The organism is Pseudomonas sp. RIT-PI-r (assembly GCF_001297015.1).
In the GTDB taxonomy this organism is placed as follows: Bacteria; Pseudomonadota; Gammaproteobacteria; order Pseudomonadales; family Pseudomonadaceae; genus Aquipseudomonas.
The window spans coordinates 30592-50260 of the sequence record NZ_LIGE01000033.1; the positions used below are offsets into that span (position 1 = coordinate 30592).

Genomic DNA, 19669 nt, shown 5'->3' on the forward strand with positions numbered 1-19669 from the left:
ATTCTCCGCGTCTGACATGCTCGGGCCAGGCTTGCTAAAGAGTCAGTAAACGGAACAGGGCGATCTTGTTGATCTCCGCCAGCGCGCATTTGAACTCGGTGTCTTGCGAGTTGTGAATGCGCGTTTCGAACGCCGCGAGGATCTGATGCCGGTTGCTGCCTTTTACCGCCATGATGAAGGGAAACTTGAACTTGGCTTTGTAGGCGTCGTTCAGCTCGGTGAAGCGCTGGAACTCTTCGGCCGTGCATTGGTGAATACCGGCGCCAGCTTGTTCATTAGTGCTGGCTTCGGTCAGTTGGCCCTGGACGGCCGCTTTGCCGGCCAGGTCCGGGTGAGCGTTGATCAGTGCCAGTTGACTGGCGTGATCGGCGCTCAACAGGATGTCGCTCATGCGCTGGTGCAGGGTTTCGATCTCGTCGATCGAAGCGTCCGCGCCCAGGTCATAGGCCTTCTCGGCTACCCATGGCGAATGTTCGTAGATGTCGGCGAAAGCGTTGACGAAAGCGTCGCGGCTCAGGGTCGACGGTTGCAGGGTTTGAAAGCGGCTCATTGGGCGGCCCCTTGGTACGGCTGGGTTTCGTGCCAGTGACGCGCGATGTCGACGCGACGGCTGAACCACACCTGTTCATGACTTTTGGCGTATTCGATAAAGCGTTTGAGCGAGGCGATGCGACCCGGACGGCCGATCAGGCGGCAGTGCAGACCGATCGAGAGCATTTTCGGTGCGTCAGCGCCTTCGGCGTAGAGCACGTCGAACGCGTCTTTGAGGTATTCGAAGAAGTCGTCACCCTTGTTGAAACCTTGCACTTGCGTGAAGCGCATATCGTTGGTGTCGAGGGTGTACGGGATCACCAGATGCGGCTTGCCGGTCGGGTTGTTCGGTTCCCAGTAGGGCAGGTCGTCGTCGTAGGTGTCGCAGTCGTAGAGGAAACCACCTTCTTCCATGACCAGGCGACGGGTGTTCGGCCCGGTGCGGCCGGTATACCAGCCCAGTGGGCGCTCGCCGGTGATTTCGGTGAGGATGCGGATCGCTTCGAGCATGTGCTCGCGTTCCTGCGCTTCGTCCATGTACTGGTAGTCGATCCAGCGGTAACCGTGGCTGCAGATCTCGTGGCCGGCATCGACCATCGCACGGATCACATCCGGGTGGCGCTGAGCGGCCATGGCGACGGCGAAGATGGTCAACGGGATGTCGAATTCCTTGAACAGTTTCAGGATCCGCCAGACGCCGGCACGGCTGCCATACTCGTAAAGCGATTCCATGCTCATGTTGCGCGCGCCTTGCAGCGGCTGAGCAGCAACCATTTCAGACAGGAACGCTTCGGATTCTTTGTCGCCGTGCAGAATGTTGCGCTCGCCGCCTTCTTCGTAATTGAGCACGAAGGACAGGGCGATGCGGGCATTGCCCGGCCAGTGTGGGTGAGGAGGGTTACTGCCGTAACCGATCAGGTCGCGTGGGTAGTCAGCGCTCACTGCAGTCTTCCTTCTTGTTCGTTGACAGATGGGTGTGGCGGCCTGGCAGGCTTGCGTCACAGCGATGGGCTGATTGTATACAACTTTAATCGCAATTTGTAAGCCTGAATTTTCGCATTTTTCACCGACTGTCATCTTTTGCTGTTAATGGCGTGAGCCTGCAAGAAACCTGCCTGATCAGTCAGCTAATGGATTGAAAGTTCAATGTTCAGGCACTGTGCTGGCAGATCGGGGGTAAAGGCCCGGATAGCGGGGGTACAGGAAAAAATGTCGTTTTTATTGTGTACAATTTTTTTGAAAAGTGTCTTAATCAATCGCTCGCCGCAGCTTTTCGTGCTCCGAATCGGTGCGGTCTCCTTTTCAACTGACTTCGGGAGGCGCGAGGTCTGACTGCTTCCACGCAGGCAGGCGCGCAGAATCAATGGGACGTTTGACAACACACGTTTTGGACGCTGCACACGGTTGCCCGGGCAGTTCGATCAAGGTCGAGCTGTACCGCGTTGAAGGTTCGCAACTGGAATTGGTCGCCAGTGCCGTCACCAACAGCGATGGCCGGGTCGATGCACCGCTGCTGCAAGGCGATGACTATCGAACCGGCGTTTATCAGGTTCAGTTCCACGCGGGCGATTACTACCGCGCCCGTGGCGTGCAGTTGCCGGAACCGGCATTTCTGGACGTGGTTGTGCTGCGCTTCGGCATCTCTGCCGAACAGGATCACTACCACGTGCCTTTGCTGATTTCGCCTTACAGCTACTCCACGTACCGGGGCAGCTGACCCCCAAGCAGCTGCCCCCACCGGGAAGCGACTGCGCATATAGCTTCTTTGGTCTTTCGCCCGCTCACACTGCGGGCTTTTTTTTGCCTGTCTTAAAGTCAAAAGATCGCAGCCTGCGGCAGCTCCTACAGATTGACGTGCAATCCCATGTAGGAGCTGCCGCAGGCTGCGATCTTTTGCTCTTAACGGCTCAACAGGGACGCAGCACCCGCACCACTGAACAACCCGGCACTTACCCGGTTGAACCAACTCTGCCCCTTGCCACTGCGCAAATACCGCGCCGCGCCATGCGCACCCAGCCCGTACGCCAGTTTGCAGCACAGATCGAGCACCACCCACGTCGCAATCATGATCAACAACTGCGGCAGGAACGGCTGCTGCGCACTGAGAAACTGCGGCAGAAACGCAGCAAAGAAGAGGATGTCTTTCGGATTGCTCGCGCCCAACACAAACGCGCGCCCGAACAGCGTACGAAAGCGCGGTGTCGGTGCAGCCTGAGGCACTTCTGCGCCCACCGACGGCTGACGCGATTGCTGCCAGCTCTGCCAGGCGAGATAGAACAGATACAGCGCACCAACGATTTTCAGCGCGCTGAACAACTGCTCAGATGCCAGTAGCAGGGCGCCAAGCCCCAATGCCGACGCACTGAGCAAACAGATCGATGCAATCACGCCACCGAGAAACGCCGGGTACGACCGGCGCAGACCGAAGTTCAGACTGTTGCTGATCATCAGCAGCGACAGTGGCCCCGGAATGAGGATCACCACCAATGCAGCGCCGCTGAACAGCAACCAGGTTTCCAGACTCATCATTTTCCTCCTTTTTGTTGTACTGAAAAATGCACAAAAGCCCCACCCGTGAGGGTGAGGCCGTTTTGAAGCCTGAACCGCGTAGCGCTTACAGGAAGATGAACTTGGCGATGAAGATCGCGCAGAGCACCCACAGGCTCACGGAGATTTCCTTGTACTTGCCCGTACCGGCCTTCAGCGCCACGTAGGTGATGAAGCCCAGTGCGATACCGTCGGCGACCGAGAAGGTCAGCGGCATCATGATGGCGGTGACGATTGCCGGGATGGCATCAGTGGCTTCGTCCCACTCGATGTGGGCCATGCCGCCCATCATCAGCATCGCTACGTAGATCAGTGCGCCGGCGGTGGCGTAAGCCGGAATCATGCCGGCCAGCGGTGCGAAAAACATTGCCGCTATAAATAGCACACCTACGGTCACTGCGGTAAGACCAGTCCGACCACCAGCGGCCACACCGGCGGCACTTTCTACATAGCTGGTGACAGGTGGAACACCGACCACAGCACCGAAAACGCTGGACGCACTGTCGGCTTTCATCGCGCGGGAAAGGTTTTCGATACGACCGTCAGCGTTGACCAGATTGGCGCGCTGGGCAACGCCCATCAGGGTGCCGGCGGTATCGAACATGTGCACAAAGAGGAACGCCAGGACCACGCTGATCATGCTGACGTTGAATACGCCAGCCACGTTCATCGCCATCCAGGTCGGTGCCAAACTTGGCGGCGCGGACATGATGCCTTCGTAGTGAACGAGGCCGAGGCCCCAACCCGCCAGCGTCACGGTGATGATGCTGATCAGGATCGCGCCGAACACGCGGTGGTAGCTGAGGATCGCAATCATCAGGAAGCAGATGGCGGCGAGCAGCGGGCCGGGTTCTCGCAGAGAACCGAGTTTGATCAGGGTTGCCGGGCTATCGACGACGATGCCCGCAGTTTTGAGACCGATCAGGCCAAGGAACAGGCCGACACCGGCACCCATCGCAAAACGCAGGCTGACGGGAATACTGTTAAGCAGCCACTCGCGAATCCGCGAGAAGGTCAGGATCATGAACAACACACCGGACACAAACACCGCACCGAGCGCGGTTTCCCAGTTGTAGCCCATGGTGCCGACCACGGTGTAGGTGAAGAACGCATTGAGGCCCATGCCCGGCGCCAGACCCACCGGCCAGTTGGCGTACAGACCCATCAACAGGCAGCCCAGCGCAGCGGCGATACAGGTGGCGACGAAGGCTGCACCGTGATCGATCCCGGCATCGGCCATGATGTTCGGGTTGACGAAGATGATGTAAGCCATGGTGATGAAGGTTGTCAGACCGGCAATCAGCTCGGTCTTCACCGTGGTGCCATGCAAGCTGAGTTTGAACAGACGTTCCAGCAAGCCACTGCGTAACGGTGGCGAGAGATCCAGCGGCGATGCTTCGGATTTGCGGCTTTCCACAGCGAGTACTCCTCAAGAGTTTTATTGTTATTTCCAGGGCCGGACCCATGAGGGGTGGCAGCGGCCCTTTGAGGCACTTGCGAATTTGTTGACCATGCGGTCAGGAACTCGCACGCTGTGGATTATGCTTTTGTGTACAAATAAAGCAAATATTGTTTTTGGTTTTGTTTACGAAAGTTCCGTCGATAGCGATATATCGCCCTTCAGGGCCCCATCGCTGGCAAGCCAGCTCCCACATTGATCTGTGGCGTACACAAAACATGTGGGAGCTGGCTTGCCAGCGATGGGGCCCGAACAGTCAATCGAGAACTGCCTGACTGTTCCCCAACGCCAGATTCACCGCCAACCAGCCATTCACCGCCGCCTCCCCAGCCTCGGCGAACACCCGCTCCAGCAACTTCACCTGCTCACGCCGCAACGCCTGCTCGAACTTCGCGCCTTCGGCCGTCAACGCAAGCAGCCGCTTTCGCTTGTCAGTTTCAGACGCGACGCTGTCCACCAGATGCATTTCCTGCAACTGCCGCAACGGCATGTTCAGCGCCTGCTTGCTCACACCGAGCAAGCCGAGCAATTCCTTCACACTCAAATTCGGATACCGCGCGATGAAAAACACAATGCGCTGATGCACCCGCGAGAGGCCCCGGCGTTCGAGCATTTCGTCAGCCTTGGCGGTGAACGCCTGATAGCCAAAGAAAAACGCTTCCATCGCCTGTTGTTGGCTTGCAGGGTTTTTAAGGTCAAGCATGTTGACGTACTCGCTCAAGCTGTCGTAATTTAAGTCAACTAGTTTGACTCATTTTTCGTCCGCCTCGCTACCGGTGACCCCCATGGCTTTTTCCGAACGTGTCTCGCGCCTTAAAAGTTCTTTGATCCGTGAAATCCTTGCCGCCGCCCAGCGCCCGGAGGTGATGTCGTTCGCTGGCGGCTTGCCTGCTGAAGCCATGTTGCCCAAGGTTGAGTGGGCCGACATGCCGCTGTCGCTCGGTCAATACGGCATGAGCGAAGGCGAGCCGGCATTGCGCGAGGCTCTGGCGGCGGAGGCGAGGGCACTGGGGCTGGAATGTCAGGCGAGTCAGGTGCTGGTGGTCAGCGGCTCCCAGCAAACCCTCGATCTGGCGGCCAAGCTGTACATCGACAAGGGCACGGAAATCCTGCTCGAAGCGCCGACCTATCTCGCCGCCCTGCAAATTTTCCAATTGTTCGGCGCCGATTGCCTGACCGTTCCGCAAGAGTCCGATGGTCCGAACCTGGTGCAGTTGCGCAGTCGTCTGGAGCAGCATCGTCCGGCGTTTATCTATCTGATCCCGACGTTCCAGAACCCGTCAGCCGTGCGCTACAGCGAAGCCAAACGCGCCGCCGTTGCGGCATTGCTCGATGAATTCGGCGTCACCCTGATCGAAGACGAGCCTTACCGCGAACTGACTTTCGATGGCGGCAGCGCCAAGCCGATTGCCGGACGCCTGCAGAAATCCAGCTGGATCTACACCGGTACGGTGTCGAAAACCTTGCTGCCGGGTTTGCGCGTCGGCTACCTGATCGCCAGCCCGGACCTGTTTCCGCATTTGCTCAAACTCAAGCAATCAGCGGATCTGCACACCAACCGCATCGGGCAGTGGCAGGCGTTGCAGTGGATCGGCACTGAGAAATATCAGCAGCATTTGAGCGAATTGCGTGGCTTCTACCGCCAGCGTCGGGATGCGTTTCAAGCGGCGCTGGAAACGCATTTTGCTGATCTGGCCGACTGGAACATGCCCCAGGGTGGGCTGTTTTTCTGGCTGACGTTGAAGCAACCGCTGGATACGCGAACATTACTCAATGGAGCGTTGGCCAATGATGTGGCGTTTATGCCGGGGGAGCCGTTTTTTCCCGAGCCGGATAATCATCATGGGCATTTGCGCTTGAATTTCAGCCATATCGATCCGGCGCGGCTGGATGAAGGGCTCAAGCGATTGGCGGCAGTGATACGACAGGCGCAGCTGGATAAAGCGGCGTGAAAAAAATAAACCGGCTCATGGGCCGGTTTATTTTTGTCTGGGATTTTTGGTGCCTGGATTGGCCTCATCGCGAGCAGGCTCACTCCTACAAGGGAACGCATTCCAAATGTAGGAGTGAGCCTGCTCGCGAAGGGGCCATCAGCCCCAATACAGAATCATCAGACCGCCGCGAAGCGCTTATCCAGATAATCAATAATCACCTTGGACTCATACATCCAGGTCGTCTGGCCATTCTCTTCAATGCGCAAGCAAGGCACCTTGATCCGGCCACCCTGTTCCAGCAGTGCCTGACGATCCTGCTCGTTATTCTTCGCATCCTTCAGCGCCACCGGCACATTCAGGCGACGCAGCGTGCGGCGGGTTTTCACGCAGAACGGGCAGGCGTGGAACTGATACAAGGTCAGGTCTTTTGCAGCGGCATCCACCTGAGCCTGAGCAGCGGCGGAGCGTTTTTTCTTGCCCGGACGGGTGATGAAGTCGATGAAGATAACCAGTTGGCCGAGGCCGACACGAAGCGCTTTGACGAACACGTTGAAAGCCTCACGGTGCAAATAAAGAAAGGCGCGCAGCTTACCCGATTTTTCACGGACGAAAAAAAACCGGCGATGAATGCCGGTTTTCTTCGTGCTGCAGATTACTTGATCAGGCTGAGAAACTCGCTGCGAGTCGCGGCATTTTCGCGGAACTCACCGAGCATCACCGAAGTGATCATCGACGAATTCTGTTTCTCGACACCGCGCATCATCATGCACATGTGCTTGGCCTCGATCACCACCGCCACGCCCAGCGCGCCGGTAACTTGTTGCACAGCATCGGCGATCTGACGGCTGAGGTTTTCCTGAATCTGCAGGCGACGGGCGTACATGTCGACGATCCGCGCGACCTTGGACAGGCCCAGCACTTTGCCGCTCGGGATGTACGCAACGTGCGCCTTGCCGATAAACGGCAGCAGGTGGTGTTCGCACAACGAGTACAACTCGATGTCCTTGACCAGCACCATTTCGCTGTTGTCGGAGCTGAACAGGGCACCGTTGGTGACCTCTTCGAGCGTCTGTTCATAACCGCGGCAGAGGTACTGCATGGCTTTGGCGGCACGCTTTGGCGTGTCGAGCAGGCCCTCGCGGGACACGTCCTCGCCCAATTGGCCGAGAATCGCGGTGTAATTCTGTTCCAGGGACATGAAACTACCTGTGGGGATTTTCGCAAAGGGCAAGGGTACGGTGGCGGACACAACCCTGCAAGTTCGGTGTAACGGGATTATTCGTCGCGACCTTCCATCATCGTGCGTTTAAGCATCACGTAAACCGCACCGGCCCCGCCGTGTTTGGCCTGGCACGAGCAGAACCCGAGTACCTGCGCATGTTGACGCAGCCAGGTGTTGACGTGGCTTTTGATCATCGGCCGCTTGCCGTCCAGGCGCACAGCCTTGCCGTGGGTGACGCGCACGCAGCGGATTTCGAATCGGGTCGCTTCAGCGAGAAAGGCCCAGAGGGTTTCGCGGGCTTTCTCGACGCTCATGCCATGCAGGTCGAGGCTGCCTTCGAACGGGATCTGGCCGACCTTGAGCTTGCGCATCTGACTTTCCTGCACGCCGTCACGCGCCCACATCAACTCGTCTTCCGGGCCGACGTCGATCACGAACTGATCGGACAGACCATCAACGGTAGCGGTGTCAGTGCGCACGGTGGCGGACTGGCGCAGCTTGGCGATCTGCGCGCGGTCAGCCTTGGGTTTGCCGGTGTCGGCGCGGTCGTGTTTGATCGGCTTGACGCCGCGCAACTCGTTTTTGAACAGTGAAAAATCGTCGTCTTGCATGTCAGCCTCCGCGAAGGGCGGCCAGTTTACCCAAGTCGAAACAAAACGGCCCGGCAAAAAGCCAGGCCGGTGAGTCAGTCGTGTTTTTTCATCAGGTGCGGGGACATGTTCAGTTCCCGCGATTGCCGTGCGCGACGGCGGCAGCGGCGCCACAAGGCAACACCGAAATACAGAAACAGCAAACCGACCGCCAGAATGATCGCCGAGCCCATCGGCGTGGCGTTCAAGTCACCGAGTGCCGGTGGGCGCCCGAGCAGGCTGGCCGCCCCGGCCATCGCCAGCAGCACACCGAACGTCGCCAGAATGGCGGCGATCGCTGCGCCGAATCGAAAACGCCAGTTGCTTTGGCCTTTGGGCCGCAAGCGGCGTGCGTCAAATCCATCGGATAACTTCATTCCGACCTTCCTCAATGGGTATCGGCCCTTCGACCGGGAGTTGACCGGGTTGTTCCTGAGGCTATGGCATTTGCGGCAAATGAGAGGGTTTTGCGGATGAGCGGCGCCGTGAGCCGCTCATCAAAGCAGATCAGATCAGGTCCTGAGTCAGCGCGAGGGTGGCGAAGTTGTCCGCCATGATCGCCATTTCGGCTTCCTGCACCACGGCGGCGCTGAGCACGCGGCCCTTGAATGGCAGATCACGGGTGGCGCAGGCGTCTTCCACCAGGGTGCAGCGGAAACCCAGGTTCTTCGCCGCACGCACGGTGGTGCTGACGCTGGAATGGCTCATGAAACCGCAGACGATCAGGTCCAGCGAGCCAAGGTTTTGCAGACGATCGAGTAATTCGGTGCCATGGAAGGCGCTCGGCAGCAGTTTGCCGATAATGGTTTCATCACCTTGTGGCTCCAGGCCCGGGATGAATTCGCCGCGTTCGCCCTGCGGGTCGAACAGGCCACCGACGGTGCCGAGATGACGCACGTGCACGATCGGCCGACCGGCTGCACGGGCTGCGGCAACCACTTGTTTGATGTTCGCGACGGCCGCGTCCATGCCGCTCAGTGCCAGCGGGCCACTGAGATATTCTTTCTGGGCATCGATGATGACCACGGTGGCATGGCTCAGTGTGGCCGCTGCGTAACCGCGACCGCTGAGTTGAAACATCGTTTTTGGAACGGACATTCTGGGGCTCCTTGGGGTGGGGCTTTTGCGACATTGTCCTCTGGCTGAGCGGTTCTGTGAATCGCTACCATCGTAGGCACCGTCGTTATTGGCCTGCAGCGTTGTCAAGTTACACGTTCTGTTCAACGGCTGGTGCAAAAAACAGAAAACTCCTACCGTCGCCCGGATGATTTTCCTGCGTCGTCGTCATGCGTTTTGGCTGGTAGAATCGCCAGTCGTTTTTTCAGGAGTTTTGCCCGTGATCACTTCCCGACTTCGTACCCTGCGCGACCACATCCGTTGGGCCGTCAGCCGCTTCCATGGGGAGGATCTGTTTTTCGGCCATGGTACCGACAACGCCTGGGACGAAGCCCGGCAGCTCGTGCTGGGAGCGTTGCACCTGCCATGGGAAATCGCCGACAGCTACCTCGACTGCGCACTGGAAGACGATGAGTTGGTCAATCTGCAACGCCTGCTCAAGCGTCGTATCGAGGAACGCATTCCGACCGCTTACCTGTTGGGCGAGGCGTGGTTCTGCGGCATGTCGTTCATCGTCGATGAGCGCGTGTTGATCCCGCGTTCACCTATCGGCGAACTGATCGAAAACCATTTTGCCCCGTGGATCGGCACCGAACCGGCGCGGATTCTCGACCTGTGCACCGGTTCCGGTTGCATCGGCATCGCCTGCGCCTACGAGTTCCAGAACGCCGAAGTGGTGCTGGCGGACCTTTCGTTCGAAGCGCTGGAAGTGGCCAACCAGAACATTGAGCGTCATGGCGTCGATGAGCGCGTGTACACCGTGCAGGGCGATGGTTTCGATGGCTTGCCGGGTCAGCGTTTCGATTTGATCGTGTCGAACCCGCCTTATGTGGATGCGGAAGATTTCGCCGACATGCCCGACGAATATCAGCACGAGCCCGAGCTGGGCCTGGCGTGTGGCGATGATGGTTTGAATCTGGTTCGACGCATGCTTGCCGAAGCGGCGGATCACTTGACCGAGAAGGGGTTGTTGATCGTTGAGGTGGGCAACAGCCAGGTGCACGTTGAAGCGCTGTACCCGGAAGTCGATTTTGCCTGGCTCGACTTCGAGCGCGGCGGGCATGGTGTGTTCATGTTGACAGCGGAGCAGTGCCGCGATCATCAGGCCTTGTTCGCTTCCCGCGTCTAATCAAGACTGATCATTCCCACGCTCTGCGTGGGAATGCCTCAATGGACGCTCTGCGTCCGCTGTTGGGACGCGGAGCGTCCGGGGCTGCATTCCCACGCGGAGCGTGGGAACGATCAGCCATCAGCGGTGCGTGGCAATCCAGATCAACAGCCCTGCCTGAAACACCGCAAACGCCACCAGACAGGTAATGGTGAAACGCAAGCCAGCGTCTTCACGCTTGAACTTGCTGACCTTGTCTTCCTGCTTCTTCAGCTTCACTTCCTGCTCGGCCAGATTCTGCTCGGCCTGTTGAAGCATTTGCGCCGCTTCAAGAATCTCGACGATCTGCAGCTTTTCGCTGTTCCAGTCGCCGAGCAAATCGCCAACCTGCACTTCCTTGACGCTGCCCTTCAAATGCTGGGCATCGGCATAGACCACATCAAAACCATGCACACGCAGGAAATGATCGCGACGCAGACGGGTGTCTTCGTTCAGCGCGTCCTTGTTGTTCAGGTCCATGCCGTCGACGGTGTAGGTCGGCCAACGCTTTTTCACCCAATTGATGCCTTGGGCGGCCATGTAGCGGCCGATGCCACGGTTCATCGGTTCGATCTGCAAGCCGCTGTCGGGGCCGAAGTGAACACGCTTGGTTGTGTGATCCACCCACACGTCCAATTGATTCTGCTCTTTGCGTACGCGCTGGCCCGGCAGTTTGATCGCCATGCGCATCAGGCTTTTTTCTTTGCTGTTGCGCTCGGCGTAACCGAATTCGACGAAGCGCAACGGCCTCCCGCCCGTGTTGCGATCGGTCTGCAGCGGGGCCAGGCGGAGCATCTTGTGGTGCTCGACGTGGACATCCGCCCACGGCAGCTCGACCGCTGGCGGTGCGTCTTTTTCCGCGGTGGTGTCGGGTGAAGTCTGGGTATCAGTCATAACGGCGAGATCCTGTCCAAGCCCTGCTTGTCGCTAGCCATTGCGCTGGCGACAAAGGCTTATCGGCCGTTTCTTTCAGGACTAGAGGGTAAACGGCGCTTATCAGGTGCGAAGTCCGTCAATAAACTCGATGATCTTCGCGCCGAGCTCTGCGGCCAGTGGCAAATTCGCATCCTTGTAGGAGGCCAGTTGCCGCTTCATATCGTTGTGCACAATGCGCATGACATGGTTCATGCCTTCGATCACCACCAGTTCGGCGTCCGGTTTGGCAGCCTTGAGCAGCTTCGCGTCATCCACGCCGACCTGAATGTCGTTACTGCCTTGAACAATCAGCGCTGGCATCTTCAGTTGCGCGAAAGCCTTGGCCGGATCCTGACGGAACAGCGAAATCAGATACGGCTGCACACTCGGGCGGAAAATCACCTGCAATGGTTGCGGCACATTGTCATCGGTGTGGCCGGCCTTGAGGCTGTCGAGCAGTTCGTTGCTGCGCAGCATCAAGGGTGGCGGCAGGCTGCGGGCCAGTTGTTCGCGGATCACCTGATCGACCGGACGGGCGCTGCCAGAGAGGGAAATTACTGCTGCAGCATCTGCCGTCGGTGCCGCCAGCGTGGCAATCATCGCGCCTTCGCTGTGGCCCAGCAGAATCAACTTGCCGAAACGCGGATCAGCCTTGAGCTTGCGCGCCCAGGCCTGCGCATCGGCGACATAGGCTTCGACCGACAAATTGCGCTCATCCGGCGTCGCCGCCAGGCTCGCGGCCACGCCGCGCTTGTCGTAGCGCACGCTGGCGATATTGTGTTTGGCCAGCACCCAGGCCAGGCGCTTGAGGCTGTCGTTGCGCCCGCCGTCGGGGTTGTTTCCGTCACGATCCGTAGGACCCGAGCCAGAAATGATCAGGACAACCGGCACCGGGTTGTCGGACTTTGGCAGCAACAGCGAGCCGAAAAGCTCGCCGGTGCCGGTATCCAAAGTTACCGGGCGTTGTAGGACCGTCGCTTGGGCAAAGCCCGTAAAGAGGGTAAGACTCAAGAGCAAAACTCGCAGCATCATCACGCCATCATTGGTCAAGGTGCCGGTTGGACTCGCCAACACCGCTAAGGTTCGAGGATGAACTACTCGGTTAGCCTGCGTATACTGGCGCGCATCACGAATTTGGGTTTGATTTCACGGAGCGTCCTGCATGTCCGGCAATACCTACGGCAAGTTGTTCACTGTCACCACCGCGGGCGAAAGCCATGGTCCGGCGTTGGTCGCCATTGTCGACGGCTGCCCGCCGGGCCTGGAGATTTCCCTCGAAGACCTGCAGCGCGACCTCGATCGCCGCAAGCCCGGCACCAGCCGCCACACCACCCAGCGTCAGGAAGCCGACGAAGTCGAAATCCTCTCCGGCGTGTTCGAAGGGCGCACCACCGGTTGCTCGATCGGCCTGCTGATCCGCAACACCGACCAGAAGTCCAAGGACTACTCGGCGATCAAGGATCTGTTCCGCCCGGCCCACGCCGACTACACCTACCACCACAAATACGGTGAGCGCGACTACCGTGGTGGTGGCCGCAGCTCGGCGCGCGAAACCGCGATGCGCGTGGCCGCCGGTGCAATCGCCAAGAAATACCTGGCCAGCCAAGGCATCGTCATTCGTGGCTACATGAGCCAGCTCGGCCCGATCGAGATCCCGTTCAAGACCTGGGATTCGGTGGAAGAGAACGCCTTCTTCAGCCCCGATCCGGACAAAGTTCCGGAGCTGGAGGCTTACATGGACCAGTTGCGCCGCGATCAAGACTCGGTCGGTGCGAAAATCACTGTCGTTGCCGAAGGCGTGATGCCAGGTCTCGGCGAGCCGATTTTTGACCGCCTCGACGCCGAACTGGCCCATGCGCTGATGAGCATCAACGCGGTCAAAGGCGTGGAAATCGGTGCCGGATTCGCCTCGGTTGCCCAGCGCGGCACCGAACACCGCGATGAAATGACCCCGCAAGGTTTCCTCAGCAATAACGCCGGCGGCATCCTCGGCGGCATCTCGTCCGGTCAGCCGATCGTTGCCCATCTGGCGCTGAAGCCAACGTCGAGCATCACCACGCCGGGCCGTTCGATCGACATCCACGGCAACCCTGTGGACGTCATCACCAAGGGCCGTCACGACCCGTGCGTCGGCATCCGCGCCACGCCGATTGCCGAAGCGATGATGGCCATCGTGTTGATGGATCACCTGCTGCGTCACCGTGGCCAGAACGCCGATGTGCGCGTGAGCACCCCGGTGCTGGGTCAGCTTTGATGGCGGGCCCTGAAGCCGTCGCGGCATAACCGTGGCGGCGCTCCCTTACTGGCGGCTGTCCAGTTTCTATCTGTTCTATTTCGCCTTGCTCGGTTCGACAGCGCCGTTTCTGGCGCTGTACTTCGATCATCTCGGCTTCACTCCGGCGCGGATCGGTGAACTGGTCGCGATCCCGATGCTGATGCGCTGCGTGGCGCCGAACATCTGGGGCTGGCTCGGTGATTACACCGGCAAACGCCTGGCCATCGTGCGCTTCGGCGCGGTGTGCACGCTGCTGACCTTCTCGTTGATTTTCGTCAGCAAGACCTATGCCTGGCTGGCGATGGTCATGGCGCTGCACGCGTTTTTCTGGCACGCGGTATTGCCGCAATTTGAAGTGATTACGCTGGCGCATTTGCAAGGGCAGACCTCGCGTTACAGCCAGATTCGTTTGTGGGGCTCGATCGGTTTCATCATCACCGTGGTCGCGCTCGGTCGTCTGTTCGAATGGCTCAGCCTCGACATCTACCCGGCGGCGCTGGTGTTGATCATGGCCGGCATCGTTCTCAGCAGTCTGTGGGTGCCGAGCGCGCAACCGCCGCAAGGCAATCGACCGACCGGCGAGGGCTTCCTCAAGCAACTGCGCAATCCCGGCGTGCTGGCGTTTTACGGCTGCGTCGCGCTGATGCAAATGAGCCACGGCCCGTATTACACCTTTCTGACCTTGCACCTGGAACGACTTGGCTACACACGCGGCACCATCGGCATGCTCTGGGCCGTGGGTGTCGTTGCCGAAGTGCTGATGTTCATGGCGATGAGCCGGATTCTTGCGCGGTTTTCCCTGCGCCGGGTGTTGATGGCGAGTTTTCTGCTGGCGGCGCTGCGCTGGTTGCTGCTAGGTTCGTTCGCCGAGTTCCTGTGGGTGCTGTTGTTCGCGCAGGTGCTGCACGCGGCGACCTTCGGCAGTTTTCACGCCGCCGCCATCGCCTTCGTGCACCGTGGCTTCGGCGCCCGCCAGCAAGGGCAGGGCCAGGCTTTGTATGCAGCACTGGCCGGCACCGGCGGCGCCATGGGCGCGTTGTATTCCGGTTACAGCTGGAATGCCCTCGGCGCGACATTGACCTTTAGTATTGCCAGTCTCGCGGCGCTCGCTGCTGCCGTTATCATTGCCACACGTATGCAAGAGGACAGGCCATGAGCCTTACGCGTGAACAACTCGCCCAGCAAATCGTCGATGCCGGGCGCTTTCTTTATGGTCGCGGCTGGTCGCCGGCCACCAGCAGCAATTACTCGACACGCCTGTCGCCGAGCGAAGCGCTGCTGACCGTATCGGGCAAGCACAAGGGCCAATTGGGCCTGGACGATGTGCTCGCCACCGACCTGTCGGGCAACAGCCTGGAACCGGGCAAAAAACCGTCCGCCGAAACCCTGCTGCACACCCAGCTGTATAGCTGGCGGCCGGAGATCGGCGCGGTGCTGCACACCCATTCGGTCAACGCCACGGTGCTGTCGCGCCTGACCCCGGAAGACTTTATCGAGTTCGAAGATTACGAACTGCAGAAAGCCTTCAGCGGCATCTCCACCCACGAATCGCGAGTGCGCGTGCCGATTTTCGACAACGATCAGGACATTGCACGCCTCGCCGCCAAGGTGCAGCCTTGGCTCGACGCCCACCCCGATTGCGTCGGTTATCTGATTCGCGGCCACGGCCTCTACACCTGGGGCGCGCAGATGAATGACGCGCTGCGGCAGATCGAGGCTTTTGAATTTCTGTTTGAATGCGAGTTGAAAACCCGCAGCGTCATGAACCGCCAAGGCTGACTTCACCCGAAGTAGCCCATTTGCCTGATGAAATGCTGTGCCCGACCGGTCTGCAAGAACCGGACGGCAAGGCCGATACCGAGGAATTGCCCCAATGAGCAGCCTGTCCGTCTATCACGTTTCCAGCCCCGATATTCCCAACAAGGTGCTGACCCACTTTGAAGACATCGCCTCGACCCTGGCCGAGCAGGGCGTGAGCTTCGACCGCTGGCAAGCCGCCGCAAAGATCCAGCCCGGTGCTACCCAGGAAGAAGTGATCAGTGCTTATAAAGAACAGATCGACCAACTGATGACCGAACGCGGTTACATCACCGTCGACGTCATCAGCCTGAACAGCGACCACCCGCAAAAAGCCGAACTGCGCGCCAAGTTCCTCGAAGAACATCGGCATGGCGAAGACGAGGTACGCTTTTTCGTCGCCGGCCGTGGCCTGTTTACCCTGCACATCGACGATTACGTCTACGCCGTACTCTGCGAGAAGAACGATTTGATCTCGGTACCGGCCGGCACCAAGCACTGGTTCGACATGGGCGAGCATCCGCACTTCGTCGCGATCCGCCTGTTCAACAACCCTGAAGGCTGGGTTGCCAATTTCACCGGCGAAGACATCGCCGGTCGTTTCCCGCGTCTGGAGGACTGATTCGATGTCGATCAAAGCCATTGTCACTGACATCGAAGGCACCACCAGCGCGGTGAGCTTCGTCTTCGACGTGCTGTTTCCGTATGCGGCCAAACACCTGCCGGACTTCGTGCGCCAAAACGCCGAACGCGCCGATGTTGCCGAGCAACTCGACGCCGTACGCCGTGACAGCAATGCGCCGCAGGCCGATGTTGAGCGGGTCGTCGAGATTCTCTTGAGCTGGATCGAGGAAGATCGCAAAGCCACGCCGCTCAAAGCCTTGCAAGGCATGGTCTGGGCCCAGGGTTATCACGCCGGGCAGTTGAAAGGGCATGTTTACCCGGATGCCGTGGAAGCGCTGCGACGCTGGCATGCTGCCGGTTATCAATTGTTTGTGTATTCGTCGGGATCTATTCAGGCGCAGAAGCTGATTTTCGGCTGCTCCGAGGCGGGGGATCTGACGCCGCTGTTCAACGGTTACTTCGACACCACGTCGGGGCCCAAGCGTGAGGCGCAGTCGTACATCAATATCCAGAAAGCCATTGGCGTCGAACCCGAAAAAATCCTGTTCCTCTCGGATATCGTCGAAGAACTCGACGCCGCGCAAGCAGCCGGCCTGCAAACCTGCGGCCTCGCCCGTGAAGGCGGCGAACTGGGCAGCCACATCACCGTCGACACCTTCACCGGCATAGAACCCGAAGCCTTCTAACCCACACTATCCCGGTAGGAGCTGCGGAACGCTGCGATCTTTTGATCCTGATCTTCAAAAACAAGATCAAAAGATCGCAGCGTTCCGCAGCTCCTGCAAAGAGTTCGCGATCACGATAGAGATCGCGCACAAAAAAACAGGCCGTGAAGCGCATGCTCCACGGCCTGTTTCGTTTAAAGCGGTTTAAGCGTTACAGCGAGTGATAAGTCGGCAGCGCAAAACGCTGCTGGCTCTGCAGCATGGCAATTTGCGGCAGTTCACTGGCTTGTTCAGCCAGGTCACGGCGAATTGCACTGATCGCCCACGACAGTTGGTCGCCGGCATGCAGTTGTTGATAAGTCAGTGCGCGCTTGAACACTTTGCCGTCGCTGCTGCGCAGAGTCAGCAGAATCCCGCCATCGGGACGTGGCGCAGTGGTGACGTCGAAGTTGGAGAACAGCGAGGTAAATTTTTCTTGGATCAGGCTCATGTCTTTCAGCTCCGTATGCACTTGAATGGCAAGCATGCAGAGGAGGTTGCAGCGATTGTGCCAGCATTTAAAAATAAAATTATCGTTATAAATCAACGGTTTAAAAACTATTAAAATTCAGGGTGTCGTGCAATCTGCATGAATGGCCATCGTGCATCCTGCATTTTGAGGGATTGTGGTCGATCCTGCGGAACCAATCGTTCTGTTGAGGATCACCGCGAGTCCCGGCAGGTCGGCGGATACAAAACATTGCAAAAACCGCGTGTACAGCCCGAGAAGCGCTGACGTATTTTCGATCTCGACCTGCGCTCGGATGCGTCGGTTGCTTCAAGCCAAAGCCCGAAAAATAAAAACATCGGCCTGCACGCCAAGGTCGAACGGGGAGCTTCCATGCGTCACGCGCCAAGCGACACGATTACCTGGAGCATGATGCTCCGCAAACTGCCGATGATTGCCAAAGCCATCCCGCGGGTGGTCAAGGGCATGAAGGTGGCCAACGTCACGGATCCGACCCAAAGCTGTGGCCTTGGCTTTACATTCGAGCAAGCGACGCTGCGCAATCCCGACGGGCCGGCGTTATTGCACGGTGACGTGGCGCTGACCTATTCGCAGGTCAACCAATGGGCGAACCGCATTGCCCACTATCTGAACGGGCAGGGCATCGGCAAGGGCGATGTGGTCGCGGTGTTCATCGAAAACCGCCCGGAATTGCTGGTGACCATCCTGGCGCTGGCCAAGGTCGGTGCGGTCAGCGCGCTACTCAATACCTCACAAACCCGCGACACATTGATCCACAGTGTGAATCTGGTGGCGCCGGTAGCGATTGTCGTTGGCGAAGAATTGGTTCCGGCTTATGCGGCAATTCGCGATCAAGTGGCGATCACGGCAGCGCGCACCTGGTTTGTCGCCGATCAGGACACCTACAGTCATCCGGGCATTGCGCCCGAAGGCTACGTCAATCTGATCAGCGTCAGCGCCGACGCATCCAGTGAGAATCCGTCGAGCAGCCAACAGGTATTTTTCGACGATCCGTGTTTCTACATTTACACCTCCGGCACCACCGGCCTGCCCAAGGCCGGAGTATTCAAGCACGGGCGCTGGATGCGCAGTTCCGCCAGTTTCGGCATGATCGCCCTCAATATGGGACCCGAAGACGTCGTCTACTGCACCTTGCCGCTGTATCACGCCACCGGTCTGTGCGTGTGTTGGGGCTCGGCGGTTAACGGCGCTTCGGGCTTCGCGATCCGCCGCAAGTTCAGCGCCAGCCAGCTCTGGGACGACGTGCGCCGCTATCGCGCGACGACCACCGGCTACGTCGGCGCGTTGTGCCGGTATCTGGTCGATCAACCGGCCAGTGCCGACGACAACCGCCACGACGTGCGCAAGATGAGCGGCAACGGCTTGCGCCCCGGTGCGTGGGCGCAGTTCAAGACGCGCTTCGCGGTGGATCACATCTGTGAGCTGTACGCGGCGAGCGACGGCAACATCGGTTTCACCAACATCCTCAACTTCGACAACACCATCGGTTTCTCGCTGATGGCCTGGGAGCTGGTGGCTTACGATCACGACAGCGGCGAGCCGCTGCGTAGCGAGGACGGCTTCATGCGCAAGGTCGGCAAGGGCGAACAGGGCCTGTTGCTGGCGCGGATCGATGAGAAAGCGCCGCTGGATGGCTACACCGATCCACAGAAAACCGCCAAGGTTGTCCTTCACGACGTGTTTAGCAAAGGCGACCGTTTCTTCAACACCGGCGATCTGTTGCGCAACATTGGTTTCGGTCATGCGCAATTTGTTGATCGCCTTGGCGATACCTACCGCTGGAAAGGCGAGAACGTCTCCACCACGGAAGTGGAAAACCTGCTGCTGCAACACCCGCTCATTTCCGAGGCCGTGGCTTACGGCGTGGAAGTGCACAATACCAACGGGCGCGCAGGCATGGCCGCGATCACGCCGGCGGAATCTCTGGCCACCCTGGATTTTGCCGAATTGTTGAGTTTTGCGCGCCAGCGTATGCCGGCTTACGCGGTGCCGTTGTTTCTGCGGGTCAAGGTGAAGATGGAAACCACCGGCACCTTCAAGTATCAGAAAACCCGCCTGAAAAACGAAGGTTTCGACCCCGGCCAGACGGGGGATGATCCGATCTTCGCCTGGCTGCCGGGCAGCGAAACCTACGTGCAGGTCACCGATGAGGTGTTGGCCGACATTCATCAAGGCAAATACCGTTATTGATTCTGGCTATGGCTGGACTTGAGAGAAAGGGGGTGACAGCGTCCGTCGCGCTCGGGAAACTGTCGGCTTTCCGATTGACCGAAAGTGGA

General features: G+C 59.0%; 22 protein-coding genes. 9 read left to right on the plus strand and 13 right to left on the minus strand.

Features of this window, described 5'->3' with window-relative positions; all coding sequences use genetic code 11:
* Positions 1 to 34 precede the first annotated feature (34 nt).
* A complete protein-coding gene (gene uraD / locus AK821_RS19635) occupies positions 35 to 550 on the minus strand; it encodes a 2-oxo-4-hydroxy-4-carboxy-5-ureidoimidazoline decarboxylase (protein ID WP_064391195.1) in 516 nt (171 codons plus the stop codon).
* Positions 547 to 1473 (minus strand): allantoinase PuuE, encoded by a 927-nt coding sequence (puuE, locus tag AK821_RS19640; RefSeq protein WP_064391196.1) that lies wholly within the window; start codon positions 1471 to 1473, stop codon positions 547 to 549. Before puuE ends, uraD begins: the two co-directional genes overlap by 4 nt.
* 421 nt (positions 1474 to 1894) lie before the next feature.
* Here puuE and uraH point away from each other — a divergent pair, with 421 nt between their 5' ends.
* On the plus strand, positions 1895 to 2248 hold the full coding sequence (gene uraH / locus AK821_RS19650; RefSeq protein WP_008080901.1) for a hydroxyisourate hydrolase: 354 nt from the start codon (positions 1895 to 1897) through the stop codon (positions 2246 to 2248).
* A gap of 182 nt (positions 2249 to 2430) precedes the next feature.
* On the opposite strand, the gene AK821_RS19655 is transcribed toward uraH, so the two are convergent.
* From AK821_RS19655 to AK821_RS19665, 3 genes are all read right to left on the minus strand, one after another.
* Positions 2431 to 3057 carry a LysE family translocator gene (locus AK821_RS19655; RefSeq protein WP_064391198.1) on the minus strand — a complete coding sequence of 209 codons (627 nt, stop codon included), beginning with the start codon at positions 3055 to 3057 and terminating at the stop codon, positions 2431 to 2433.
* An 88-nt stretch (positions 3058 to 3145) separates the two neighbouring features.
* Positions 3146 to 4495, minus strand: a complete 1350-nt coding sequence (locus tag AK821_RS19660) for an NCS2 family permease (protein ID WP_064391199.1) — start codon at positions 4493 to 4495, stop codon at positions 3146 to 3148.
* Positions 4496 to 4793: 298 nt separating this feature from the next.
* A complete protein-coding gene (locus tag AK821_RS19665; protein ID WP_064391200.1) occupies positions 4794 to 5240 on the minus strand; it encodes a MarR family winged helix-turn-helix transcriptional regulator in 447 nt (148 codons plus the stop codon).
* Between the two features lie 82 nt (positions 5241 to 5322).
* On the opposite strand from AK821_RS19665, the gene AK821_RS19670 reads away from it, so the two are divergent.
* Entirely contained in the window at positions 5323 to 6489 is a 1167-nt protein-coding gene (locus AK821_RS19670) for an aminotransferase-like domain-containing protein (RefSeq protein ID WP_064391201.1), read from the plus strand.
* A gap of 158 nt (positions 6490 to 6647) precedes the next feature.
* Here AK821_RS19670 and AK821_RS19675 read toward each other — a convergent pair whose 3' ends face one another.
* The 5 genes from AK821_RS19675 to AK821_RS19695 form a co-directional block, all read right to left on the minus strand.
* Entirely contained in the window at positions 6648 to 7019 is a 372-nt protein-coding gene (locus AK821_RS19675; RefSeq protein WP_064391244.1) for a glutaredoxin family protein, read from the minus strand.
* Between the two features lie 104 nt (positions 7020 to 7123).
* Positions 7124 to 7669: a GTP cyclohydrolase I FolE gene (folE, locus tag AK821_RS19680; protein ID WP_003204506.1), complete on the minus strand. Its 546-nt coding sequence runs from the start codon at positions 7667 to 7669 to the stop codon at positions 7124 to 7126.
* A gap of 77 nt (positions 7670 to 7746) precedes the next feature.
* The gene (locus tag AK821_RS19685) at positions 7747 to 8304 is read right to left on the minus strand and encodes a Smr/MutS family protein (protein ID WP_064391202.1); all 558 of its coding nucleotides are present in this window, start codon (positions 8302 to 8304) and stop codon (positions 7747 to 7749) included.
* A gap of 74 nt (positions 8305 to 8378) precedes the next feature.
* A complete protein-coding gene (locus tag AK821_RS19690) occupies positions 8379 to 8699 on the minus strand; it encodes a hypothetical protein (protein WP_007914024.1) in 321 nt (106 codons plus the stop codon).
* A gap of 130 nt (positions 8700 to 8829) precedes the next feature.
* A complete protein-coding gene (locus AK821_RS19695) occupies positions 8830 to 9420 on the minus strand; it encodes a cysteine hydrolase family protein (RefSeq protein WP_007914026.1) in 591 nt (196 codons plus the stop codon).
* Positions 9421 to 9658: 238 nt separating this feature from the next.
* Between AK821_RS19695 and prmB the strand changes: the two genes are divergently transcribed.
* Positions 9659 to 10567, plus strand: a complete 909-nt coding sequence (prmB, locus tag AK821_RS19700; protein ID WP_064391203.1) for a 50S ribosomal protein L3 N(5)-glutamine methyltransferase — start codon at positions 9659 to 9661, stop codon at positions 10565 to 10567.
* Between the two features lie 120 nt (positions 10568 to 10687).
* Here the strand turns inward: prmB and AK821_RS19705 are convergent, their stop codons facing one another.
* Together AK821_RS19705 and AK821_RS19710 are read right to left on the minus strand one after the other, a co-directional pair.
* Positions 10688 to 11479, minus strand: a complete 792-nt coding sequence (locus tag AK821_RS19705; RefSeq protein ID WP_064391204.1) for a hypothetical protein — start codon at positions 11477 to 11479, stop codon at positions 10688 to 10690.
* 102 nt (positions 11480 to 11581) lie between these two features.
* A complete protein-coding gene (locus AK821_RS19710; RefSeq protein WP_064391245.1) occupies positions 11582 to 12532 on the minus strand; it encodes an alpha/beta hydrolase in 951 nt (316 codons plus the stop codon).
* Positions 12533 to 12662: 130 nt separating this feature from the next.
* On the opposite strand from AK821_RS19710, the gene aroC reads away from it, so the two are divergent.
* From aroC to mtnC, 5 genes are all read left to right on the plus strand, one after another.
* Complete coding sequence (gene aroC / locus AK821_RS19715; RefSeq protein WP_008080929.1) at positions 12663 to 13754, plus strand: chorismate synthase; 1092 nt, start codon at positions 12663 to 12665, stop codon at positions 13752 to 13754.
* 31 nt (positions 13755 to 13785) lie between these two features.
* Complete coding sequence (locus tag AK821_RS19720) at positions 13786 to 14931, plus strand: MFS transporter (protein WP_064391205.1); 1146 nt, start codon at positions 13786 to 13788, stop codon at positions 14929 to 14931.
* Complete coding sequence (locus tag AK821_RS19725; protein WP_034151739.1) at positions 14928 to 15554, plus strand: methylthioribulose 1-phosphate dehydratase; 627 nt, start codon at positions 14928 to 14930, stop codon at positions 15552 to 15554. The genes AK821_RS19720 and AK821_RS19725 overlap by 4 nt, the downstream gene beginning before the upstream one ends.
* A 94-nt stretch (positions 15555 to 15648) precedes the next feature.
* Positions 15649 to 16194: a 1,2-dihydroxy-3-keto-5-methylthiopentene dioxygenase gene (locus AK821_RS19730; RefSeq protein WP_064391206.1), complete on the plus strand. Its 546-nt coding sequence runs from the start codon at positions 15649 to 15651 to the stop codon at positions 16192 to 16194.
* A gap of 4 nt (positions 16195 to 16198) precedes the next feature.
* The gene (mtnC, locus tag AK821_RS19735) at positions 16199 to 16882 is read left to right on the plus strand and encodes an acireductone synthase (RefSeq protein ID WP_064391207.1); all 684 of its coding nucleotides are present in this window, start codon (positions 16199 to 16201) and stop codon (positions 16880 to 16882) included.
* 190 nt (positions 16883 to 17072) lie between these two features.
* On the opposite strand, the gene AK821_RS19740 is transcribed toward mtnC, so the two are convergent.
* The gene (locus AK821_RS19740) at positions 17073 to 17351 is read right to left on the minus strand and encodes a DUF3509 domain-containing protein (RefSeq protein WP_008080936.1); all 279 of its coding nucleotides are present in this window, start codon (positions 17349 to 17351) and stop codon (positions 17073 to 17075) included.
* Positions 17352 to 17741: 390 nt separating this feature from the next.
* On the opposite strand from AK821_RS19740, the gene AK821_RS19745 reads away from it, so the two are divergent.
* On the plus strand, positions 17742 to 19580 hold the full coding sequence (locus AK821_RS19745) for a long-chain-acyl-CoA synthetase (protein ID WP_064391208.1): 1839 nt from the start codon (positions 17742 to 17744) through the stop codon (positions 19578 to 19580).
* Positions 19581 to 19669 lie beyond the last annotated feature (89 nt).

Excerpts from the sequence above, each read along its gene's own strand:
- uraH (WP_008080901.1), top strand. The coding sequence starts at position 1,895 with ATGGGACGTTTGACAACACACGTTTTGGACGCTGCACACGGTTGCCCG.
- AK821_RS19725 (WP_034151739.1), top strand. The coding sequence starts at position 14,928 with ATGAGCCTTACGCGTGAACAACTCGCCCAGCAAATCGTCGATGCCGGG.
- folE (WP_003204506.1), bottom strand. The coding sequence starts at position 7,669 with ATGTCCCTGGAACAGAATTACACCGCGATTCTCGGCCAATTGGGCGAG.
- AK821_RS19665 (WP_064391200.1), bottom strand. The coding sequence starts at position 5,240 with ATGCTTGACCTTAAAAACCCTGCAAGCCAACAACAGGCGATGGAAGCG.
- AK821_RS19685 (WP_064391202.1), bottom strand. The coding sequence starts at position 8,304 with ATGCAAGACGACGATTTTTCACTGTTCAAAAACGAGTTGCGCGGCGTC.
- aroC (WP_008080929.1), top strand. The coding sequence starts at position 12,663 with ATGTCCGGCAATACCTACGGCAAGTTGTTCACTGTCACCACCGCGGGC.
- AK821_RS19695 (WP_007914026.1), bottom strand. The coding sequence starts at position 9,420 with ATGTCCGTTCCAAAAACGATGTTTCAACTCAGCGGTCGCGGTTACGCA.
- AK821_RS19690 (WP_007914024.1), bottom strand. The coding sequence starts at position 8,699 with ATGAAGTTATCCGATGGATTTGACGCACGCCGCTTGCGGCCCAAAGGC.
- AK821_RS19710 (WP_064391245.1), bottom strand. The coding sequence starts at position 12,532 with ATGATGCTGCGAGTTTTGCTCTTGAGTCTTACCCTCTTTACGGGCTTT.
- AK821_RS19745 (WP_064391208.1), top strand. The coding sequence starts at position 17,742 with ATGCGTCACGCGCCAAGCGACACGATTACCTGGAGCATGATGCTCCGC.
- AK821_RS19655 (WP_064391198.1), bottom strand. The coding sequence starts at position 3,057 with ATGAGTCTGGAAACCTGGTTGCTGTTCAGCGGCGCTGCATTGGTGGTG.
- AK821_RS19740 (WP_008080936.1), bottom strand. The coding sequence starts at position 17,351 with ATGAGCCTGATCCAAGAAAAATTTACCTCGCTGTTCTCCAACTTCGAC.
- uraD (WP_064391195.1), bottom strand. The coding sequence starts at position 550 with ATGAGCCGCTTTCAAACCCTGCAACCGTCGACCCTGAGCCGCGACGCT.
- AK821_RS19705 (WP_064391204.1), bottom strand. The coding sequence starts at position 11,479 with ATGACTGATACCCAGACTTCACCCGACACCACCGCGGAAAAAGACGCA.
- AK821_RS19730 (WP_064391206.1), top strand. The coding sequence starts at position 15,649 with ATGAGCAGCCTGTCCGTCTATCACGTTTCCAGCCCCGATATTCCCAAC.
- AK821_RS19670 (WP_064391201.1), top strand. The coding sequence starts at position 5,323 with ATGGCTTTTTCCGAACGTGTCTCGCGCCTTAAAAGTTCTTTGATCCGT.
- mtnC (WP_064391207.1), top strand. The coding sequence starts at position 16,199 with ATGTCGATCAAAGCCATTGTCACTGACATCGAAGGCACCACCAGCGCG.